The organism is Plantactinospora sp. BB1 (genome assembly GCF_003030385.1).
Lineage (GTDB): Bacteria > Actinomycetota > Actinomycetes > Mycobacteriales > Micromonosporaceae > Plantactinospora.
Map to the genome: position 1 here is coordinate 694406 of NZ_CP028159.1, position 14442 is coordinate 708847.

The 14442-nt window shown below is 70.9% G+C and carries 14 protein-coding genes; 6 read left to right on the forward strand and 8 right to left on the reverse strand.

What is annotated here, in order from left to right; genetic code table 11:
• Positions 1-16 precede the first annotated feature (16 nt).
• The 3 genes from C6W10_RS02960 (at position 17) to C6W10_RS02970 (ending at position 1958) form a co-directional block, all read left to right on the forward strand.
• The gene (locus tag C6W10_RS02960) at positions 17-328 is read left to right on the forward strand and encodes a hypothetical protein (RefSeq protein WP_107256301.1); all 312 of its coding nucleotides are present in this window, start codon (positions 17-19) and stop codon (positions 326-328) included.
• Between the two features lie 128 nt (positions 329-456).
• Positions 457-1236 carry an LLM class flavin-dependent oxidoreductase gene (locus C6W10_RS02965; RefSeq protein WP_107256303.1) on the forward strand — a complete coding sequence of 260 codons (780 nt, stop codon included), beginning with the start codon at positions 457-459 and terminating at the stop codon, positions 1234-1236.
• Positions 1237-1412: 176 nt separating this feature from the next.
• The gene (locus C6W10_RS02970) at positions 1413-1958 is read left to right on the forward strand and encodes a YceI family protein (RefSeq protein ID WP_107256305.1); all 546 of its coding nucleotides are present in this window, start codon (positions 1413-1415) and stop codon (positions 1956-1958) included.
• A gap of 49 nt (positions 1959-2007) precedes the next feature.
• Here the strand turns inward: C6W10_RS02970 and C6W10_RS02975 are convergent, their stop codons facing one another.
• From C6W10_RS02975 to C6W10_RS03005, 7 genes are all read right to left on the reverse strand, one after another.
• On the reverse strand, positions 2008-2826 hold the full coding sequence (locus C6W10_RS02975) for a 4'-phosphopantetheinyl transferase superfamily protein (protein ID WP_159104442.1): 819 nt from the start codon (positions 2824-2826) through the stop codon (positions 2008-2010).
• Between the two features lie 179 nt (positions 2827-3005).
• Positions 3006-3692: an L-ribulose-5-phosphate 4-epimerase gene (locus tag C6W10_RS02980; protein ID WP_107256308.1), complete on the reverse strand. Its 687-nt coding sequence runs from the start codon at positions 3690-3692 to the stop codon at positions 3006-3008.
• Positions 3689-5356, reverse strand: coding sequence for a ribulokinase (gene araB / locus C6W10_RS02985; RefSeq protein ID WP_107256310.1), 1668 nt, complete (start codon positions 5354-5356; stop codon positions 3689-3691). Before araB ends, C6W10_RS02980 begins: the two co-directional genes overlap by 4 nt.
• A 187-nt stretch (positions 5357-5543) precedes the next feature.
• Positions 5544-6542, reverse strand: a complete 999-nt coding sequence (yjfF, locus tag C6W10_RS02990) for a galactofuranose ABC transporter, permease protein YjfF (protein WP_199853270.1) — start codon at positions 6540-6542, stop codon at positions 5544-5546.
• Positions 6539-7594, reverse strand: a complete 1056-nt coding sequence (locus C6W10_RS02995) for an ABC transporter permease (protein WP_107256312.1) — start codon at positions 7592-7594, stop codon at positions 6539-6541. Before C6W10_RS02995 ends, yjfF begins: the two co-directional genes overlap by 4 nt.
• The gene (locus C6W10_RS03000) at positions 7594-9192 is read right to left on the reverse strand and encodes a sugar ABC transporter ATP-binding protein (RefSeq protein WP_199853847.1); all 1599 of its coding nucleotides are present in this window, start codon (positions 9190-9192) and stop codon (positions 7594-7596) included. Before C6W10_RS03000 ends, C6W10_RS02995 begins: the two co-directional genes overlap by 1 nt.
• A gap of 45 nt (positions 9193-9237) precedes the next feature.
• Positions 9238-10182, reverse strand: a complete 945-nt coding sequence (locus C6W10_RS03005; RefSeq protein WP_234359572.1) for an ABC transporter substrate-binding protein — start codon at positions 10180-10182, stop codon at positions 9238-9240.
• Between the two features lie 407 nt (positions 10183-10589).
• On the opposite strand from C6W10_RS03005, the gene C6W10_RS03010 reads away from it, so the two are divergent.
• Both C6W10_RS03010 and C6W10_RS03015 read left to right on the forward strand, forming a co-directional pair.
• Positions 10590-11573, forward strand: coding sequence for a LacI family DNA-binding transcriptional regulator (locus C6W10_RS03010; protein ID WP_107256316.1), 984 nt, complete (start codon positions 10590-10592; stop codon positions 11571-11573).
• Positions 11574-11855: 282 nt separating this feature from the next.
• A complete protein-coding gene (locus C6W10_RS03015; RefSeq protein WP_107256318.1) occupies positions 11856-12203 on the forward strand; it encodes an Lsr2 family protein in 348 nt (115 codons plus the stop codon).
• Positions 12204-12338: 135 nt separating this feature from the next.
• Here C6W10_RS03015 and C6W10_RS03020 read toward each other — a convergent pair whose 3' ends face one another.
• Entirely contained in the window at positions 12339-13634 is a 1296-nt protein-coding gene (locus C6W10_RS03020; protein WP_107256320.1) for an Ig-like domain-containing protein, read from the reverse strand.
• A gap of 197 nt (positions 13635-13831) precedes the next feature.
• Here C6W10_RS03020 and C6W10_RS03025 point away from each other — a divergent pair, with 197 nt between their 5' ends.
• Positions 13832-14440 (forward strand): DUF1349 domain-containing protein, encoded by a 609-nt coding sequence (locus C6W10_RS03025; protein WP_107256322.1) that lies wholly within the window; start codon positions 13832-13834, stop codon positions 14438-14440.
• Positions 14441-14442: the final 2 nt, after the last annotated feature.

A 14442-nucleotide genomic window follows, 5' to 3' on the forward strand; every position in this document is an offset into this window, starting at 1 on the left:
GGGAAGGGAGTACGGCGTGAGGAACTACGACGACGACTGGACCGAGGACCAGCGCGCGCTGTACGACGAGTGCTTCAACCTCGGCGAGACCTGGGCCGGCGATCCGGAGACCGACGCAGACCAGCTCCAGGACGTGATCAACCTCGCCGAGGCCGACGACGACGAACTCGCCGAGGTCGACCTCACCTATCCCCCGCTGGTCGACGCGGTCGCCGAGGCGACCGGGGAGCAGGTGACGAGCGTGACCGCCGACCGGGACGATCCGGCGTTCCGTGGCTTCGTCGACGGTGTCCGGCAGGGCGCCGAGGAGGACGTCTTCGGTCTCTGAACACCGGCAGGTCGGCGCGGGAGCCGGACCGACACTCCGGGCGGTCGACCGGCGCGGGCTACCCCGATCCCTGATGAGCGGGCGGGACGGGACAGACAGGATCGACCGGGGCCGGTAGACATGCTGGCATGCGGTACGCGATATCCCTCCCGCCGGCCGGATCGCCGGCCGACCTGATCGACGCCGCGGTCGCGGCCGACCGGACGGGCTGGCACGGCTTCTTCCTCTGGGACCACCTCGGTGCCGACGGCATGCCGATGCACGACCCCTGGGTCCTGCTCGGTGCGATCGGCGCCGCCACCGGGCGGGTCCGGCTCGGCGCGATGGTCACCCCGCTGGCCCGGCGACGGCCGTGGAAGGTGGCCAAGGAGGTGATCACGCTCGACCAGCTCAGCGCCGGCCGGGCCGTGGTCGGGGTCGGTCTCGGCGTCCCGGAGACCGACTTCACCGGATTCGGCGAATCGGCCGACCCTCGGGTCAGGGCGGCCGCGCTGGACGAGGCGCTGGTGGTGCTGGACGGGCTGCTGCGCGGCGACGAGGTGGCGCACGACGGTCCGCTCTTCCGGGTCCGGGCCCGGCTCGGGCCGGGTACGGTGCAGCGGCCCCGGCCGCCGATCTGGGTCGCCGCGACCTGGCCGCACCGACGTCCACTGGACCGGGCCGCCCGGTACGACGGGGTGTTCGCGCTCGGCCGGGACGCGGTCGGCGGGCTGACCCCGGCCCAGGTCGCCGAGGTACGCGCCGCAGTCGGGCCGGACCGGGAGATCGTGGTGCCACACGATCCGGCGGTGCCGGTCGACGAGTACGCCGACGCCGGGGTCACCTGGTTGGTGGTCGGTCCGGATACCCCGGACGGTGACTGGCTGGCCCGGTTGCGCCGGCAGATCGAGGCGGGTCCGCCGGCCTGACCCTGACCCTGATCCTGGCCGTTGCCCGGGCCGGTCCCGGGTCCGCCCGCTCCGGCTCGGCGGGGAGTTCGGCGGCCGAGGGCGCCGGAGCCGGAGGTCCCGGCGGCGTCGTCGACCTATGGTGAACCGGTGCGCGGAGACCGGTGTCGTCCAGCGACGGAGGAGACGGAGCGGCCATGACCGTGACCAACAGGGCGGAACAGCCGGGGAGCGATCCCGGGCAGGACGTGCCGACCGGCACCTACACCATCGACCCGGCACGGTCGGTGATCCGGTTCGACACCCGGGCGGTCTTCGGGGTGCTACCGGTACGCGGCACCTTCAGGATCGGCAGCGGCACGATCACGGTGGCCACCCCGGTCGAGGAGTCCACGGCCGAGGCGGAGGTGCTCGCCGACAGCTTCGACAGCGGGCTCGGTCCCCGGGACTCCCACGTCCGCTCGGCCGACTACCTGGACGCGGCCGGTCATCCCTACCTGCGGTTCCGGGGCGAGCGGTTCGTACCCTCCGGTGCCGGCGGGACCCTGCACGGGCAGTTGACGGTACGCACCGTCACCCGACCGGTGACGCTCGACGTCGAGCGGGTGGCCGGTGGTACGGCGGAACTCAGCGTCCGGGCCGGCACCACCATCGACCGGTACGCCTTCGGGCTGACCAGGGCCCGGGGGATGACGGGCCGGCTGATCCGGCTGACGCTGGAGATCGTCGCGACCCGCCGTTGAGAGTGCGAGCGGGCGGCGACCGGCCGCCCTCCGCCCGGCCGGTCGGGGATCAGGCCGGTTCGGCCATCGGACGGCCGGGAGCCAGCGTCGCCGGGAACTCCGCCAGGCTGATCCGGACCGGGAGGCTGGAGAGGACCGCGACGGCGGCGGTGTAGTCCGGGCCGGCGTCGAGGTCGTGCAGTTGCACCGGGCCGTCGAGGGGGTTCCCGGCGGCCCAGTCGACCAGCCGGGCCGGCTCGTCCGGCGGCGTCAGCGTGATCCGGTTCATCGGTACGGCCAAGCCGTGTCCGGTCGCCTTCAGCAGCGCCTCCTTGCGCGCCCAGTACCCGAAGAACGCCCGTCGGGCCGACTCGGCCGGCTGCTCCTCCCACCAGCGCAGCTCGGCCGGCGACAGCACGCTCCGGCTCAACGCGGCCACGTCGGTGCCGTCGGTCAACTCCTGCACGTCCAGGCCGACCGGGTCGGCCGCGACCGCCACGGCCACCCACTCCCCGGAGTGGGTGAGCGAGAAGTCGAGCTTGGTGGCGGGCCGGTCGACCACCGGCTTGCCGTGCCCGGCGCCGCAGTGCCGGCAGTGCCGGGAGAAGCTGAGCTGCCCGGCCGGTACCCCGAGGTAGTGCCCGAGCAGCATCCGTACCCCGACGTGGGCGGCCTGGTAGCGCTCCTGGTCGGCGACCCGCCGGAACCGGGCGTGCCGCTGCCGCTCCTCGTCGTCGAGCACGTCGGGTCCGGCCCAGTGCGCCGGACCGATCGGCAGCCGCCACACCTGGCACTCGCCCGGCGCCGGCGGCACCGGCCCGCCCGCTGCGGCAGGCGTCGGGGGGACCGCCTCGGGCAGGTCGGCGGGCGGGCGGCGGGATCCGGTCAACAGGCACCACCAGGGGTCGCGGATGGACGGCGGGCACGGACCGCCCGCCCGGAGAACATTCTGGCGCGAGCATGCCAGCCGCGCGGCCGGCGCACCAGCCCGCAGCCTGCCGCCGTCGACCCGCCCGGCCTGCGCCGTCGACCCGCCCGGCCTGCGGCGCCCGGTCGGCGGTCCGGAGGTCAGCGCTGGCCGTAGACCCCCTGGTAGCGCTCGTAGAGGGCGTCGATGTGCCGGGGCTCGATCGGCACCAGCGGGCCGCCGGTCCGGGCGATGTGCACGGTACGCGCGACGTCCTCGCACATCACCGCCGCCTTCACCGCCGCCTTGGCGCTGGCCCCGATGGTGAAGACACCGTGGTTGCGCATCAGCACCGCCGGTGAGCGGTGCCCCTCCAGGGTGGCGACGATCCCCTTGCCGATGTCGTCGCCGCCGATCAGCGCGAACGGGCCGACCGGGATCTCCCCGCCGAACTCGTCGGCCATGGCGGTGAGCACGCAGGGGATCGCCTCGTCCCGGGCCGCCCACGCGGTGGCGTACGGGCTGTGCGTGTGCACGACGCCGTTGACCTGCGGCATGTGCCGGTAGACGTACGCGTGCGCGTCGGTGTCGCTGGACGGCGAGTGGTTGCCGTCCACGACCTCCCCGTCCAGGGTCGTCACCACCATCGACTCCGGGGTGAGGTCGTCGTACGACACCCCGCTGGGCTTGATCACCATCAGGTCGGCCCCGGGCACCCGGGCGCTGACGTTGCCGCTGGTCCAGGTGACCAGCTCCCAGCGGGTGAGCTGCTCGTGCAGCCGGCACACCTCCTGACGGATCCGGGCGACCGTCTCGCTGACCGTGCCGGTGAGCTCGCCGCTGGTCATCGGCGCGCCTCCTCGCGTAGTGCGTGCAGCCGGTGCAGTACGTCGTTGCCGCCCCGGCCGAAGTAGTCGTGCAGTCGCTCGTACTCGGCGTAGAGCCGGTCGTACACGTCGGCGCTGGCCGGGTCGGGCTGGTAGACGCCCCGCCGGACCTTGCCCATCGCGGCGGCCGCGGCGGTGATGTCCGGGTACGCCCCGGCGGCCACCGCCGCGTGGATCGCCGAGCCGAGCGCGGGCCCCTGGTCGGAGTCGATCACCGAGAGCGGCCGGCGCAGCACGTCGGCGTAGACCTGCATCAGGAAGGTGTTCTTGAGCAGGCCACCGGCGGCGATGAACTCGGTCACCGGCACCCCGGCGTTCTCGAACGCGGCGACGATGGTCCGGGTGCCGAAGGCGGTCGCCTCGATCAGGGCCCGGTACTGGTCCTCCGGCCGGGTGGCCAGGGTCTGCCCGACGATCACCCCGGAGAGGTCGTGGTCGACCAGCACCGAGCGGTTGCCGTTGTGCCAGTCGAGGGCGAGCAGCCCGTGCTGGCCGGGGCGCTGCGCGGCGGCCAGCTCGGTGAGGTACTCGTGCACCCCGATCCCCCGCCGGGCCGCCTCCTCGGCGTAGCCGGCCGGTACGCAGTGCTCGACGAACCAGCCGAAGATGTCCCCGACGCCGCTCTGCCCGGCCTCGTAGCCGAGCCGGCCGGGCACGATGCCGTCCCGGACCACGCCGCACATTCCGGGCACCTCGGCCAGGGTGTCGGCGACCATCACGTGACAGGTCGAGGTACCCATGATCGCCAGTAGCTGGCCGGGCTCGACGGCGTTCGCGGCGGCGGCGGTGACGTGCGCGTCGACGTTGCCGACCGCGACCGCGATCCCGGCGGGCAGCCCGGTCACGGCCGCCGCCTCCGGGGTGAGCCGGCCGGCCAGCCCGCCGAGCGGAGCGAGCGGGTGGGCGAGCCGGGTCTCGACGAAGTCGGCGAAGTCGGGGTGCAGCGCGGCCAGGTAGTCCCGGGACGGGTACTGCCCGTCCTGGTGGATGCCCTTGTAACCGGCGGTGCAGACGTTGCGGGTCTCCTCCCCGCAGAGCTGCCAGATGATCCAGTCGGCCGCCTCGATCCACCGCTCGGTCCGGGCGTAGACCTCGGGGTCCTCGGTGAGCACCTGGAGCGCCTTGGCGAACTGCCACTCGGCGGAGATCCGTCCGCCGTACCGGGGCAGCCACGACTCGCCGCGCTGCTCGGCCAGCTCGTTGATCCGGTCGGCGTGCCGCTGCGCGGCGTGGTGCTTCCACAGCTTCGGGTACGCGTGCGGCCGGTCGGCGAGCCCGGGGACCTCGTTCAGCGGGGTGCCGTCGGCGAGGGTGGGCAGCACGGTGCAGGCGGTGAAGTCGGTGCCGATCCCGATCACCGCGTCGGGCGGTACCGAGGCGGCGGATAGCGCCTTGGGCACCGCCTCGCGCAGCACCGAACGCCAGTCCTCCGGCATCTGCAACGCCCAGCCGCCGGGGAGTTCGGCCCCGGTCTCCGGCAGCCGGTCGTCGATCACCCCGTGCTGGTACTCGTGCACCGCCGAGCCGAGTTCGGCGCCGTCCGACACCCGGACCACCACCGCCCGGCCGGAGAGCGTGCCGAAGTCGACGCCCACCACGTACCGGTCCGCACCGTTAGCGCTCACTCGTGTCCCTCCTGGACGTTCCCTGTTCTCCCTCGCCGGCTCCACCACCCGTACCCGGTGAACCGGCTCGCGGCGGCACCCGTCGGCGCCTCCGCCACCCGCCAGCCAACCACGGTGTTAGCGCTATCACCAACCCCGGGGTGCCCCGGCCGGCCTCACCGCCCGGCCCGGGCCGGCGGGTCACCGCCTACGTCTGTCGTCGGGTCACGACGCGTTGCAGCACGATGAACACGAAGAGCAACACGCCGATCACGATCCTGGTCCACCAGGAGCTGAGATCGCCCTGGAAGGTGACGATCGTCTGGATGAGCCCGAGCACCAGCACCCCGAGCACGGTGCCGACCAGGTAACCCGAGCCGCCGGTCAGCAGCGTGCCGCCGATCACCACGGCGGCGATCGCGTCGAGTTCCAGGCCGACCGCGTGCCCGTTGTTGCCGGAGAGCATGTAGAAGCTGAGCAGCAGCCCGCCGAGCGCCGAGCAGAACCCGCTGATCGTGTAGACCGCGATCCGGGTACGCCCCACCGGCAGCCCCATCAGCAGCGCCGACTGCGGGTTCCCGCCGATCGCGTACGTGTTGCGCCCCAGCCGGGTGTAGCCGAGCACGTAGATCCCGATCGCCACCACCACCAGCGCGATGACCACGCTGGTGGAGATGAAGAAGCCGCCGAACCGGATCCGCTGCTGCGCGATCGAGGTCCAGAACGGGTCGTCGATGGTGATCGACGAGGTGCTGATCGTGTAGCAGAGACCCCGGGCCAGGAACATCCCGGCGAGCGTGACGATGAAGGGCTGGATCTCGAAGTAGTGGATGATGCAGCCCATCGCGAAGCCGAGCAGGGCACCGATCAGCAGCACCAGCGGCAGCACCAGGTATGGCGACCAGCCCCGCTCCTCCAGCAGCGAGGCGGAGAGCATGGTGGTCAGCGCGACCACCGAACCGACCGAGAGGTCGATGCCGCCAGTCAGGATCACGAACGTCATGCCGACCGCGACCACGAGCAGGAACGCGTTGTCGACGAAGACGTTCAGCACCACCTGGGTGTCGGAGAAGCCGTCGTAGCGCAGCACCCCGGCGCTGTACATCAGGACCAGCAGGGCAAGGGTGGCGAAGATCGGCAGGTACTTCTGCTGCGGGCGCAGCATCCGGCCCCGCCCGTTCGCGACCGTACCGGGGACGGCGGTCATGCCGGCACCTCCACCTTCGGCTGGCGCTCGCGCTCCGGAGCGGGCGGCAACGGCGGTTTCCGGCGGCGGCCGAAGACCTTGGCCCGGAAGGCCGGCGACTGGAGCAGGCAGACGATCGTCACGACCAGCGCCTTGAACAGCAGCGTGGTCTCCGGCGGGATGCCGATGCTGTAGATGGTGGTGGTGAGGGTCTGGATGATCAGAGCGCCGAGCACCGTACCGCCGAGGGAGAAGCGACCGCCGGCCAGCGACGTACCGCCGATCACCACCGCCAGGATGGCGTCCAGCTCGATCCAGAGGCCGGCGTTGTTGCCGTCCGCGCTGGAGACGTTGGAACTGATCATCAGTCCGGCGACCCCGGCGCAGAAGGCGGCGAAGACGTACCCGGTGAAGATGATCCGCCGGGCGTGGATGCCGGCCAGCCGGCTCGCCTCGGCGTTGCCGCCCACCGACTCGATCAACAGGCCGAGTGCGGTACGCCGGGTCAGCAGCAGCGCGAGCCCGAAGACCAGCAGCGCGACCAGGATCGAGAACGGCACGGTCAGCCAGTAGCCGCCGCCGATCAGCTTGTACGGCGAACTGTTGACCGTGATGATCTGCCCGTCGGTGATGAGCTGGGCCAGCCCTCGGCCGGCGACCATCAGGATCAGGGTGGCGATGATCGGCTGGATGCCGAACTGGGCGACCAGCAGGCCGTTCCAGGCGCCGAGCAGCAGGGCCAGCCCGAGGGCGAGTCCCACCGCCATCAGTACCCCGAGCACGCTGTTCTGGTCACCCAGCTCGCTGATCCGCAGGCAGGCCAGCGCGCCGCAGATGGCCACGACCGAGCCGACCGAGAGGTCGATGCCGCCGGTGGCGATCACCAGGGTCATGCCGAGCGAGACCAGGATCAGCGGCGCCCCGAACCGCACGATGTCGATCAGGCTGCCGTAGAGGTGCCCCTGCCGGACGTCGACGGCGAAGAAGTCGGGGGTGAAGAACAGGTTGCTGACCAGCAGTACCACCAGGGTCAGCACGGGCCAAAAGAACCGGTGCCGTACGAGGCCGGCCATCACACCTCCTCCCGGACGACGACCGCGTCCGTGTCGTGCGGTCGGGCAGCCGCGTCGGGTGGCGCCGAACCGTGTCCACTGGCGATGATCGCCATGATCCGCTCGGCGGTCACCTCGTCGTCGTTGGCGAGTTCGTCGACCATCCGCCGGTCCCGGAGTACGGCGATCTTGTGGCTGAGTCGGAGCACCTCCTCCAGCTCGGCGGAGATGAAGAGCACGGCCATCCCGCCGTCGGAGAGCGTGACCACCAGGCGCTGGATCTCCGCCTTGGCGCCGACGTCGATTCCCCGGGTCGGCTCGTCCAGGATCAGCAGCCGGGGTTCGGTGATCAGCCAGCGGGCCAGCAGCACCTTCTGCTGGTTGCCGCCGCTGAGCTGGCCGACCAGCGCCTCCGGGTTGGCCGGCACGATGCGCAGCGCCTTGACGTACTTGTCGACCAGCTCGTCCTGGCGGCGCCGGGGCAGCGGTCGGGACCAGCCCCGGGCGGCCTGTAGGGCCAGGATGATGTTCTCCCGGACGGTGAGTTCCGCGACCAGCCCCTCGGTGCGGCGGTTCTCGGAGCAGAAGGCGATGTCCCGGTCCATCGCGCTGCGCGGGCCGCGCATCACCACCGGCTCGCCGTCCACCCGCAGCTCTCCGGCGTCGGCCCGGTCCGCGCCGAAGAGCAGCCGGGCGATCTCGGAACGCCCCGAGCCGAGCAGCCCGGCCAGCCCGACGACCTCGCCCCGGTGGATGGTGAGGCTGAACGGGGCGACCGCGCCGCCCCGGCCGAGCCCGGCCGCCTCGACCACCGGCTGCCCCCGCTCCAGGGTGGCCAGGGAGCGCCGGGGCTGCTCCTCCAGCTCCTCCAGCACCGCGAGTTCCTTGCCGATCATCGCGCTGACCAGGTCGAGCTGGCTCAGCTCCCGGGTGGCGTACTCGCCGACCCGCCGACCGTTGCGCAGCACGGTCATCCGGTCGGAGATCTCGTAGACCTGGTCGAGGAAGTGGCTGACGAAGAGGATCGCCATGCCCTCCTGCTTGAGTTGGCGCATCACCCGGAAGAGCTGCCCGACCTCGTCGGCGTCCAGGCTGGAGGTCGGCTCGTCCAGGATGAGCACCTTGGCGGAGATGTCGATGGCCCGGGCGATCGCGACCATCTGCTGCACCGCCAGGGAGAGGCTGCCGAGCGGGGCCGAGACGTCGACGTCCAGCCCCAGCCCGTCGAGCAGTTGCCGGGACCGGCGCCGCAGCTCCGCCCAGTGGATGGCGCCGAAGCGGCGCGGTTCCCGGCCGATGTAGATGTTCTCCGCGACGGAGAGGTTGGCGCAGAGGTTGACCTCCTGGTAGACGGTGCTGACCCCGGCCTGCTGCGCCTGCAACGGACCGGCGAAGCGGACCGGGGTGCCGTCGAGGACTATCTCGCCCTCGTCCACGTCGTACACCCCGGTCAGCACCTTGATCAGCGTTGACTTCCCGGCGCCGTTCTCGCCCATCAGGGCGTGCACCTCGCCGGGGAAGAGCCGGAAGTCGACCTCGTCGAGTGCCCGTACGCCGGGGAACCGCTTGCCGATGCCGGTCATGGTCAGGATCGCCCGGGGCTGCCCCGACGTCTCCATCCGCCCTCCTCCGTCCGTCGCGTCGTTCGGGTGCGGGATCCTCGGTCAGTACTGCCGGTTCGGCAGCGCGGCCTTGGCCTGCTCCTGGTTGAACGTGGTCTCCTCGGTGATCACCCGCTCTGGCACCGTCTCACCGGCGACGACCTTCTTCACCAGGTCCATCAGCTGTGGGCCGAGCAGCGGGCTGCACTCGACGATGAAGTTGATTTTGCCGTCGGCGAGCGCCTGCATGCCGTCCTTCACCGCGTCGACCGTGATGATCTTGATGTCGACGCCCGGCTTCTTGCCGGCGCCCTCGATCGCCTCGATCGCACCGAGCCCCATGTCGTCGTTGTGCGCGTAGAGCACGTCGATGTCCTTGTGGGCCTTGAGGAAGGCGTCCATCACCTCCTTGCCCTTGGCCCGGGTGAACTCGCCGGTCTGCGAGGCGATCACCTTGAACTTCGGGTCCGCCTTGATGACGTCCGCGAAGCCGGCCTTACGGTCGTTGGCCGGCGCCGAACCCGTGCTGCCCTGCAGCTCCACGATGTTCACCGGCTCGCTCTTGCCCTGGTACTCGGTGACCAGCCACTCACCGGCCTTCTTCCCCTCAAGCACGAAGTCGGACCCGATGAAGGTCTTGTACAGCGTCTTGTCCGGGGAGTCGATCGCCCGGTCGGTCAGGATCACCGGGATCTTGGCGTCCTTGGCCTCGCGGAGCACCGTGTCCCACCCGGACTCCACCACCGGGGAGAAGGCGATCACGTCGACCTTCTGGGTGATGTAGTTCCGGATGGCCTTGATCTGGTTCTCCTGCTTCTGCTGCGCGTCGGAGAACTGGAGGTCGATGCCGGCCTCCTTCGCCGAGTCCTGGATGGACTTGGTGTTAGCGGTACGCCAGCCGCTCTCGGCACCCACCTGCGCGAAGCCCAGCGTGATCTTGCCATCGTCGTTTCCGGAGCCGCTGCCCTCGCCGCCGTCGCCTCCGCAGGCGGCCAACGCGGTCACCATCAGTCCGCCGAGTACAACGGCGGAGATCTTTTTCAGCACCGTTTCCTCCTCGCCTGGGAACATCGTTGTCTGTCGTAGTTACCGTTCACACGCAAGGCCGACCAGTACCCCGTTGCGCCGCTGGCGCGATGCCGGAGATTCCTGGATTCGGCCCAGTCTGCCACGGAGAACGCCGACCTTCTGGGCACGCCGGACGATCCACAGGGCTTCCTGTTTCGTGAGTGTTAACGTTCTCATGCCGGCCGTCAAGAGGTACTTCCGGCGACGGTATGGATCCGTGATGCTGGAAGTCGGCGGACCTGCACGCCAGGCGGCCGGCCGAGACGAAGGAGCGGCTGTTGACAGCTGACCGTATCGACGCCGGTGACCAGCCCGGCGTCCCGGTACCCCGAACCCGGGGCTCCGTGATGCGCGACGTCGCACGCCTGGCCGGGGTCTCCCACCAGACCGTCTCCCGGGTGCTCAACGACCACCCGAACGTCCGGCCGGAGACCCGCGACCGGGTGCTCGCCGCGATGCGGGCGCTGAACTACCGGCGCAACTCCGCGGCCCGCACCCTGGTCACCCGCCGGTCCCGCACCCTGGGACTGATCGCCTACGAGACCACGCTCTTCGGCCCGGCCTCCACTCTGTACGGTCTCGAACAGGCCGCCCGGGCCGCCGGCTACTTCGTCAGCGTGGCGAGCGTACGCGCGCTGGACCGGGAGTCGGTGCTGGACGCGGTCGACCGGCTCTGCGAGCAGTCCGTGGAGGGGATCGTCGCGATCGCCCCGCAGAGCAGTGTGGGGACCGCCCTGGCCCAGGCGCCGGCCGGACTGGCGGTGGTCGGGGTCGGCGGCGGCGGCGAGCACGTACCGACGGTCTGCATCGACAACTCCACCGGCGCCGCGATGGCGACCCGGCACCTGCTCGAACTCGGGCACACCACCGTGCAGCACATCGCCGGCCCACCGGACTGGCCGGAGGCGCGGGACCGGATCGAGGGCTGGCGGGAGGCGCTGCACGCGGCCGGCGCCCCGGTGCCGGCGCCCCGGCCCGGCGACTGGAGCGCCCGGGCGGGTTACGAGCACGGCCGGCTGCTCGCCGCCGACCCGACCGTGACCGCCATCTTCTGCGGCAACGACCAGATCGCACTCGGCGCGCTGCGGGCCCTGCACGAGGCCGGGCGTCGGGTACCGGACGAGGTCAGCGTGGTGGGCTTCGACGACGTACCGGAGTCGGGCTACTTCCTGCCGCCGCTGACCACGGTCCGGCAGGACTTCGCCGAACTGGGCCGACGCAGTCTGGATCTGCTGATCGAGCAACTCGAAAGCGGCGGTCGGACCAACCGGCGGGTCTCGTTGACTCCCCGCTTCGTCGCCCGGACGAGTTCCGGACCGGCACCCGGCTGAGCGGAGCACCGGGCGGGGACCCGCGCCCGAAATGCGGGGGGCGGATTAATCGCCGATAGCGCGCCACGCCCAGAATGACACCCGTCCACCCTGCCGTGGCGGCGCCACGCCGGCATACCACGGAAGCCTTACTCCGGTGGGGATACCGCGCGCGTCGACGCCAGAAGTGAAGTCCCGGCGGCCGCCGCCGACGCGCGAGAAATATCCAATGTCTTGCAGAATTGGCATGCGATCAGTCAAACTCGACTCCTAGCAATAAATGTTCACGAGGAGTAATCGACCATGGCGAAGCAGGTAATCACACTTCTGACCGACGACCTCGACGGCGGCGAGGCCGACCGCACTGTCGAGTTCGGCCTGGACGGCGTCAACTACACGATTGACCTGTCGGATAAGAACGCCGGCAAGCTCCGCAAGGCGCTCGATGTTTACATCCACGCGGGCAGCCGGGTCGGGCGCGGCCAGGTGGAAAGCCGTCGGTCGGTCCGGCGCGGCGGCACCACGAGCCCGACCCGAAGTGACCGCGACCTGAACCGCGCCATCCGGGAATGGGCCGTGCAGAACGGCTACGAGGTTTCCGAGCGGGGTCGCATTCCGTCGTCGGTGGTGCAGGCGTACAACAGCCGGTGAGCGGGCCGGGCACGGGCCGGGACCTGCCGATTCCCGGCCGGGGCGCGGGCCGGAATGGTCACCCACCCCCCGCCGTAACACCAGGTGCCACCGGCGAGAGCGTCGCCGGTGGCACCCGCGTGCCGGGCCGCCGAGCTACCGGCCGCCGCTGCTCGACGACGGCGTCGGCGGGGCGGCGGGCTTGTCGGCCGGCCGCTTCTCGGCGGCCGGTGGTCCGCCGCTCGCCGGTGCACCCGGCGCCGGTGAGGCCGGCCTGACGTCGGCGGGCACCGGCAGGGCGCTGCCCTTGACGAACTCGTCCCAGCTCACGTTCCAGGCGGTCCAGCCGTTGCCCTGGTCGAGGGTGACCTCGGTGCCCTTGATCGTCACCAGGTCGCCGATCCTGGTGGTCTCCATCAACCACTCCGAGTTCGCGTCCGACACGTTCGTGCAGCCGTGCGAGACGTTCCGCTCCCCCTGCTCCCCGACGGACCAGGGCGCCGCGTGGATGAACTCGCCGCCCCAGGTCAACCGCTGCGCGTTGAAGACGGTGACCACGTAGGGGTCCGGGGAGCCCGTGGTGTCGAAGACCGTCGACTCGTGCTTCTCCATGATCACCATCTTGCCGCTCGACGTCGGGGTGCTGCTCTTGCCGAGGCTGACCGGGATCTTCTTGACCAGCACGTCGTCCTTGAACACCGACATCTGCTTGGTGGCGTTGTCGATCTCCAGGAAGACCCGGTTGCCGATCTTCGCGGTGCCGGTGCGGTCGGTGTCACCGAAGCTGCCCTCACCCATCGGTACGCCGTCCAGGGCGGCCCGGACACTGATCGTGGTACCCGGACGCCAGAAGTCGGGAGCACGGTAGGAGACCTGGCGGCCGTTCTCGTCCCACGACCAGACACCCGGCTGCGGCGGGTCGGTGCTGACCAGCAGCCGTCGCTGGATCCCGGCGCGGGCGTCCTTCGGGATGTCGGAGGCGAATGAAACCGTTATCGGCATCGCCACCCCGTAGGTCTGGTCACTCTGCAGATTAAGGTTGCTCACGGTCCGCTTAGCCGGTTTGTCCATGGTGCTGAAGGTCGTCTTCTGGGTGACCGCCTTCCCGGCGTCATTCTTCGCGGTTACCTCGGCGGTATAGGTCTGCTTGTTCGCCAACGCCTTGCTCGGCATCCAGCTCGTACCATCCGCACGCATCGCGCCATCGACCCGGACGCCGTTGGCATCCGTCACCACCACGTCGGCGACCTTCCCGTCCGTCACCGCCGTACCGATCTCGACACTGGTCGGCAGATCCCGGCTATGCGCTGCGGGGGTAATCGTCAGCTTCGGTGGTGGCGGTGCCGGCCGACCGACCCGCTCAAGCGGATTGCCCGTGCAGCCCGCCAGAACCAGTGGTATGGCGGTCATCACGAGCATCACCAACAACACCGCTCGACGCCTCATCACCATGCTCCCCCCACCCCATTCCTCCGCTCCCGCTCGCAAGGCTTTCGCCCCGGATGGTCACGCCGCAGCGCGGCGAGAACCGCCATTACCCCCGGAATCGCCGCTCAACCAAGGGGTAAACCCCGCCGACACCGGCGGTTTTCCCCGATCCCGGGCCTGCCGGTACCCCGGGAGGCGGTGGTTTCTGGCATCCTGCTCGGATGCAACAGATCGATCTCGGCCTGCCGACACCCCTGGACTGGGAGGTCGCGCCGGCCGACTGGGCCCGCGACGACGTCACCGCGCTCACCGTCAGCGCACCGGCCCAGAGTGACCTCTTCGTGGACCCGGCCGGCGGCGAGCCGGTGCTCTCCGCCCCCCGGTTGTTGACCGCCGCACCCGAGGGCGACTTCCAGTTCTCGGCCCGGGTCCGGGTCGGCTTCGCCGGCACCTACGACGCCGGCAGCCTGCTGCTCCACGCCGGCCCCCGGCACTGGGCCAAGCTCGCCTACGAGCACTCACCGCAGGGCACCGCGATGGTGGTCTCGGTGATCACCCGCGACGTCTCCGACGACGCCAACGGATTCGTGGTCGCCGACGCCGCCCCGCTCTGGCTGCGGATCTCCCGGCTCGGCCCGGCCTGGGCCTTCCACGCCAGCACCGACGGGACGTGGTGGGAGTTCGTCCGGCACTTCCGGCTCGACCCGACCGCGACACCGCTCCGGTTCGGCCTCTCGGCGCAGTCGCCGACCGGCGCCGGCTGCCCGGTCTGGTTCGACCGGATCAGCTTCTCCGCCACCCGCCTGGCCGACCTGCGGGACGGCCGGTAGCT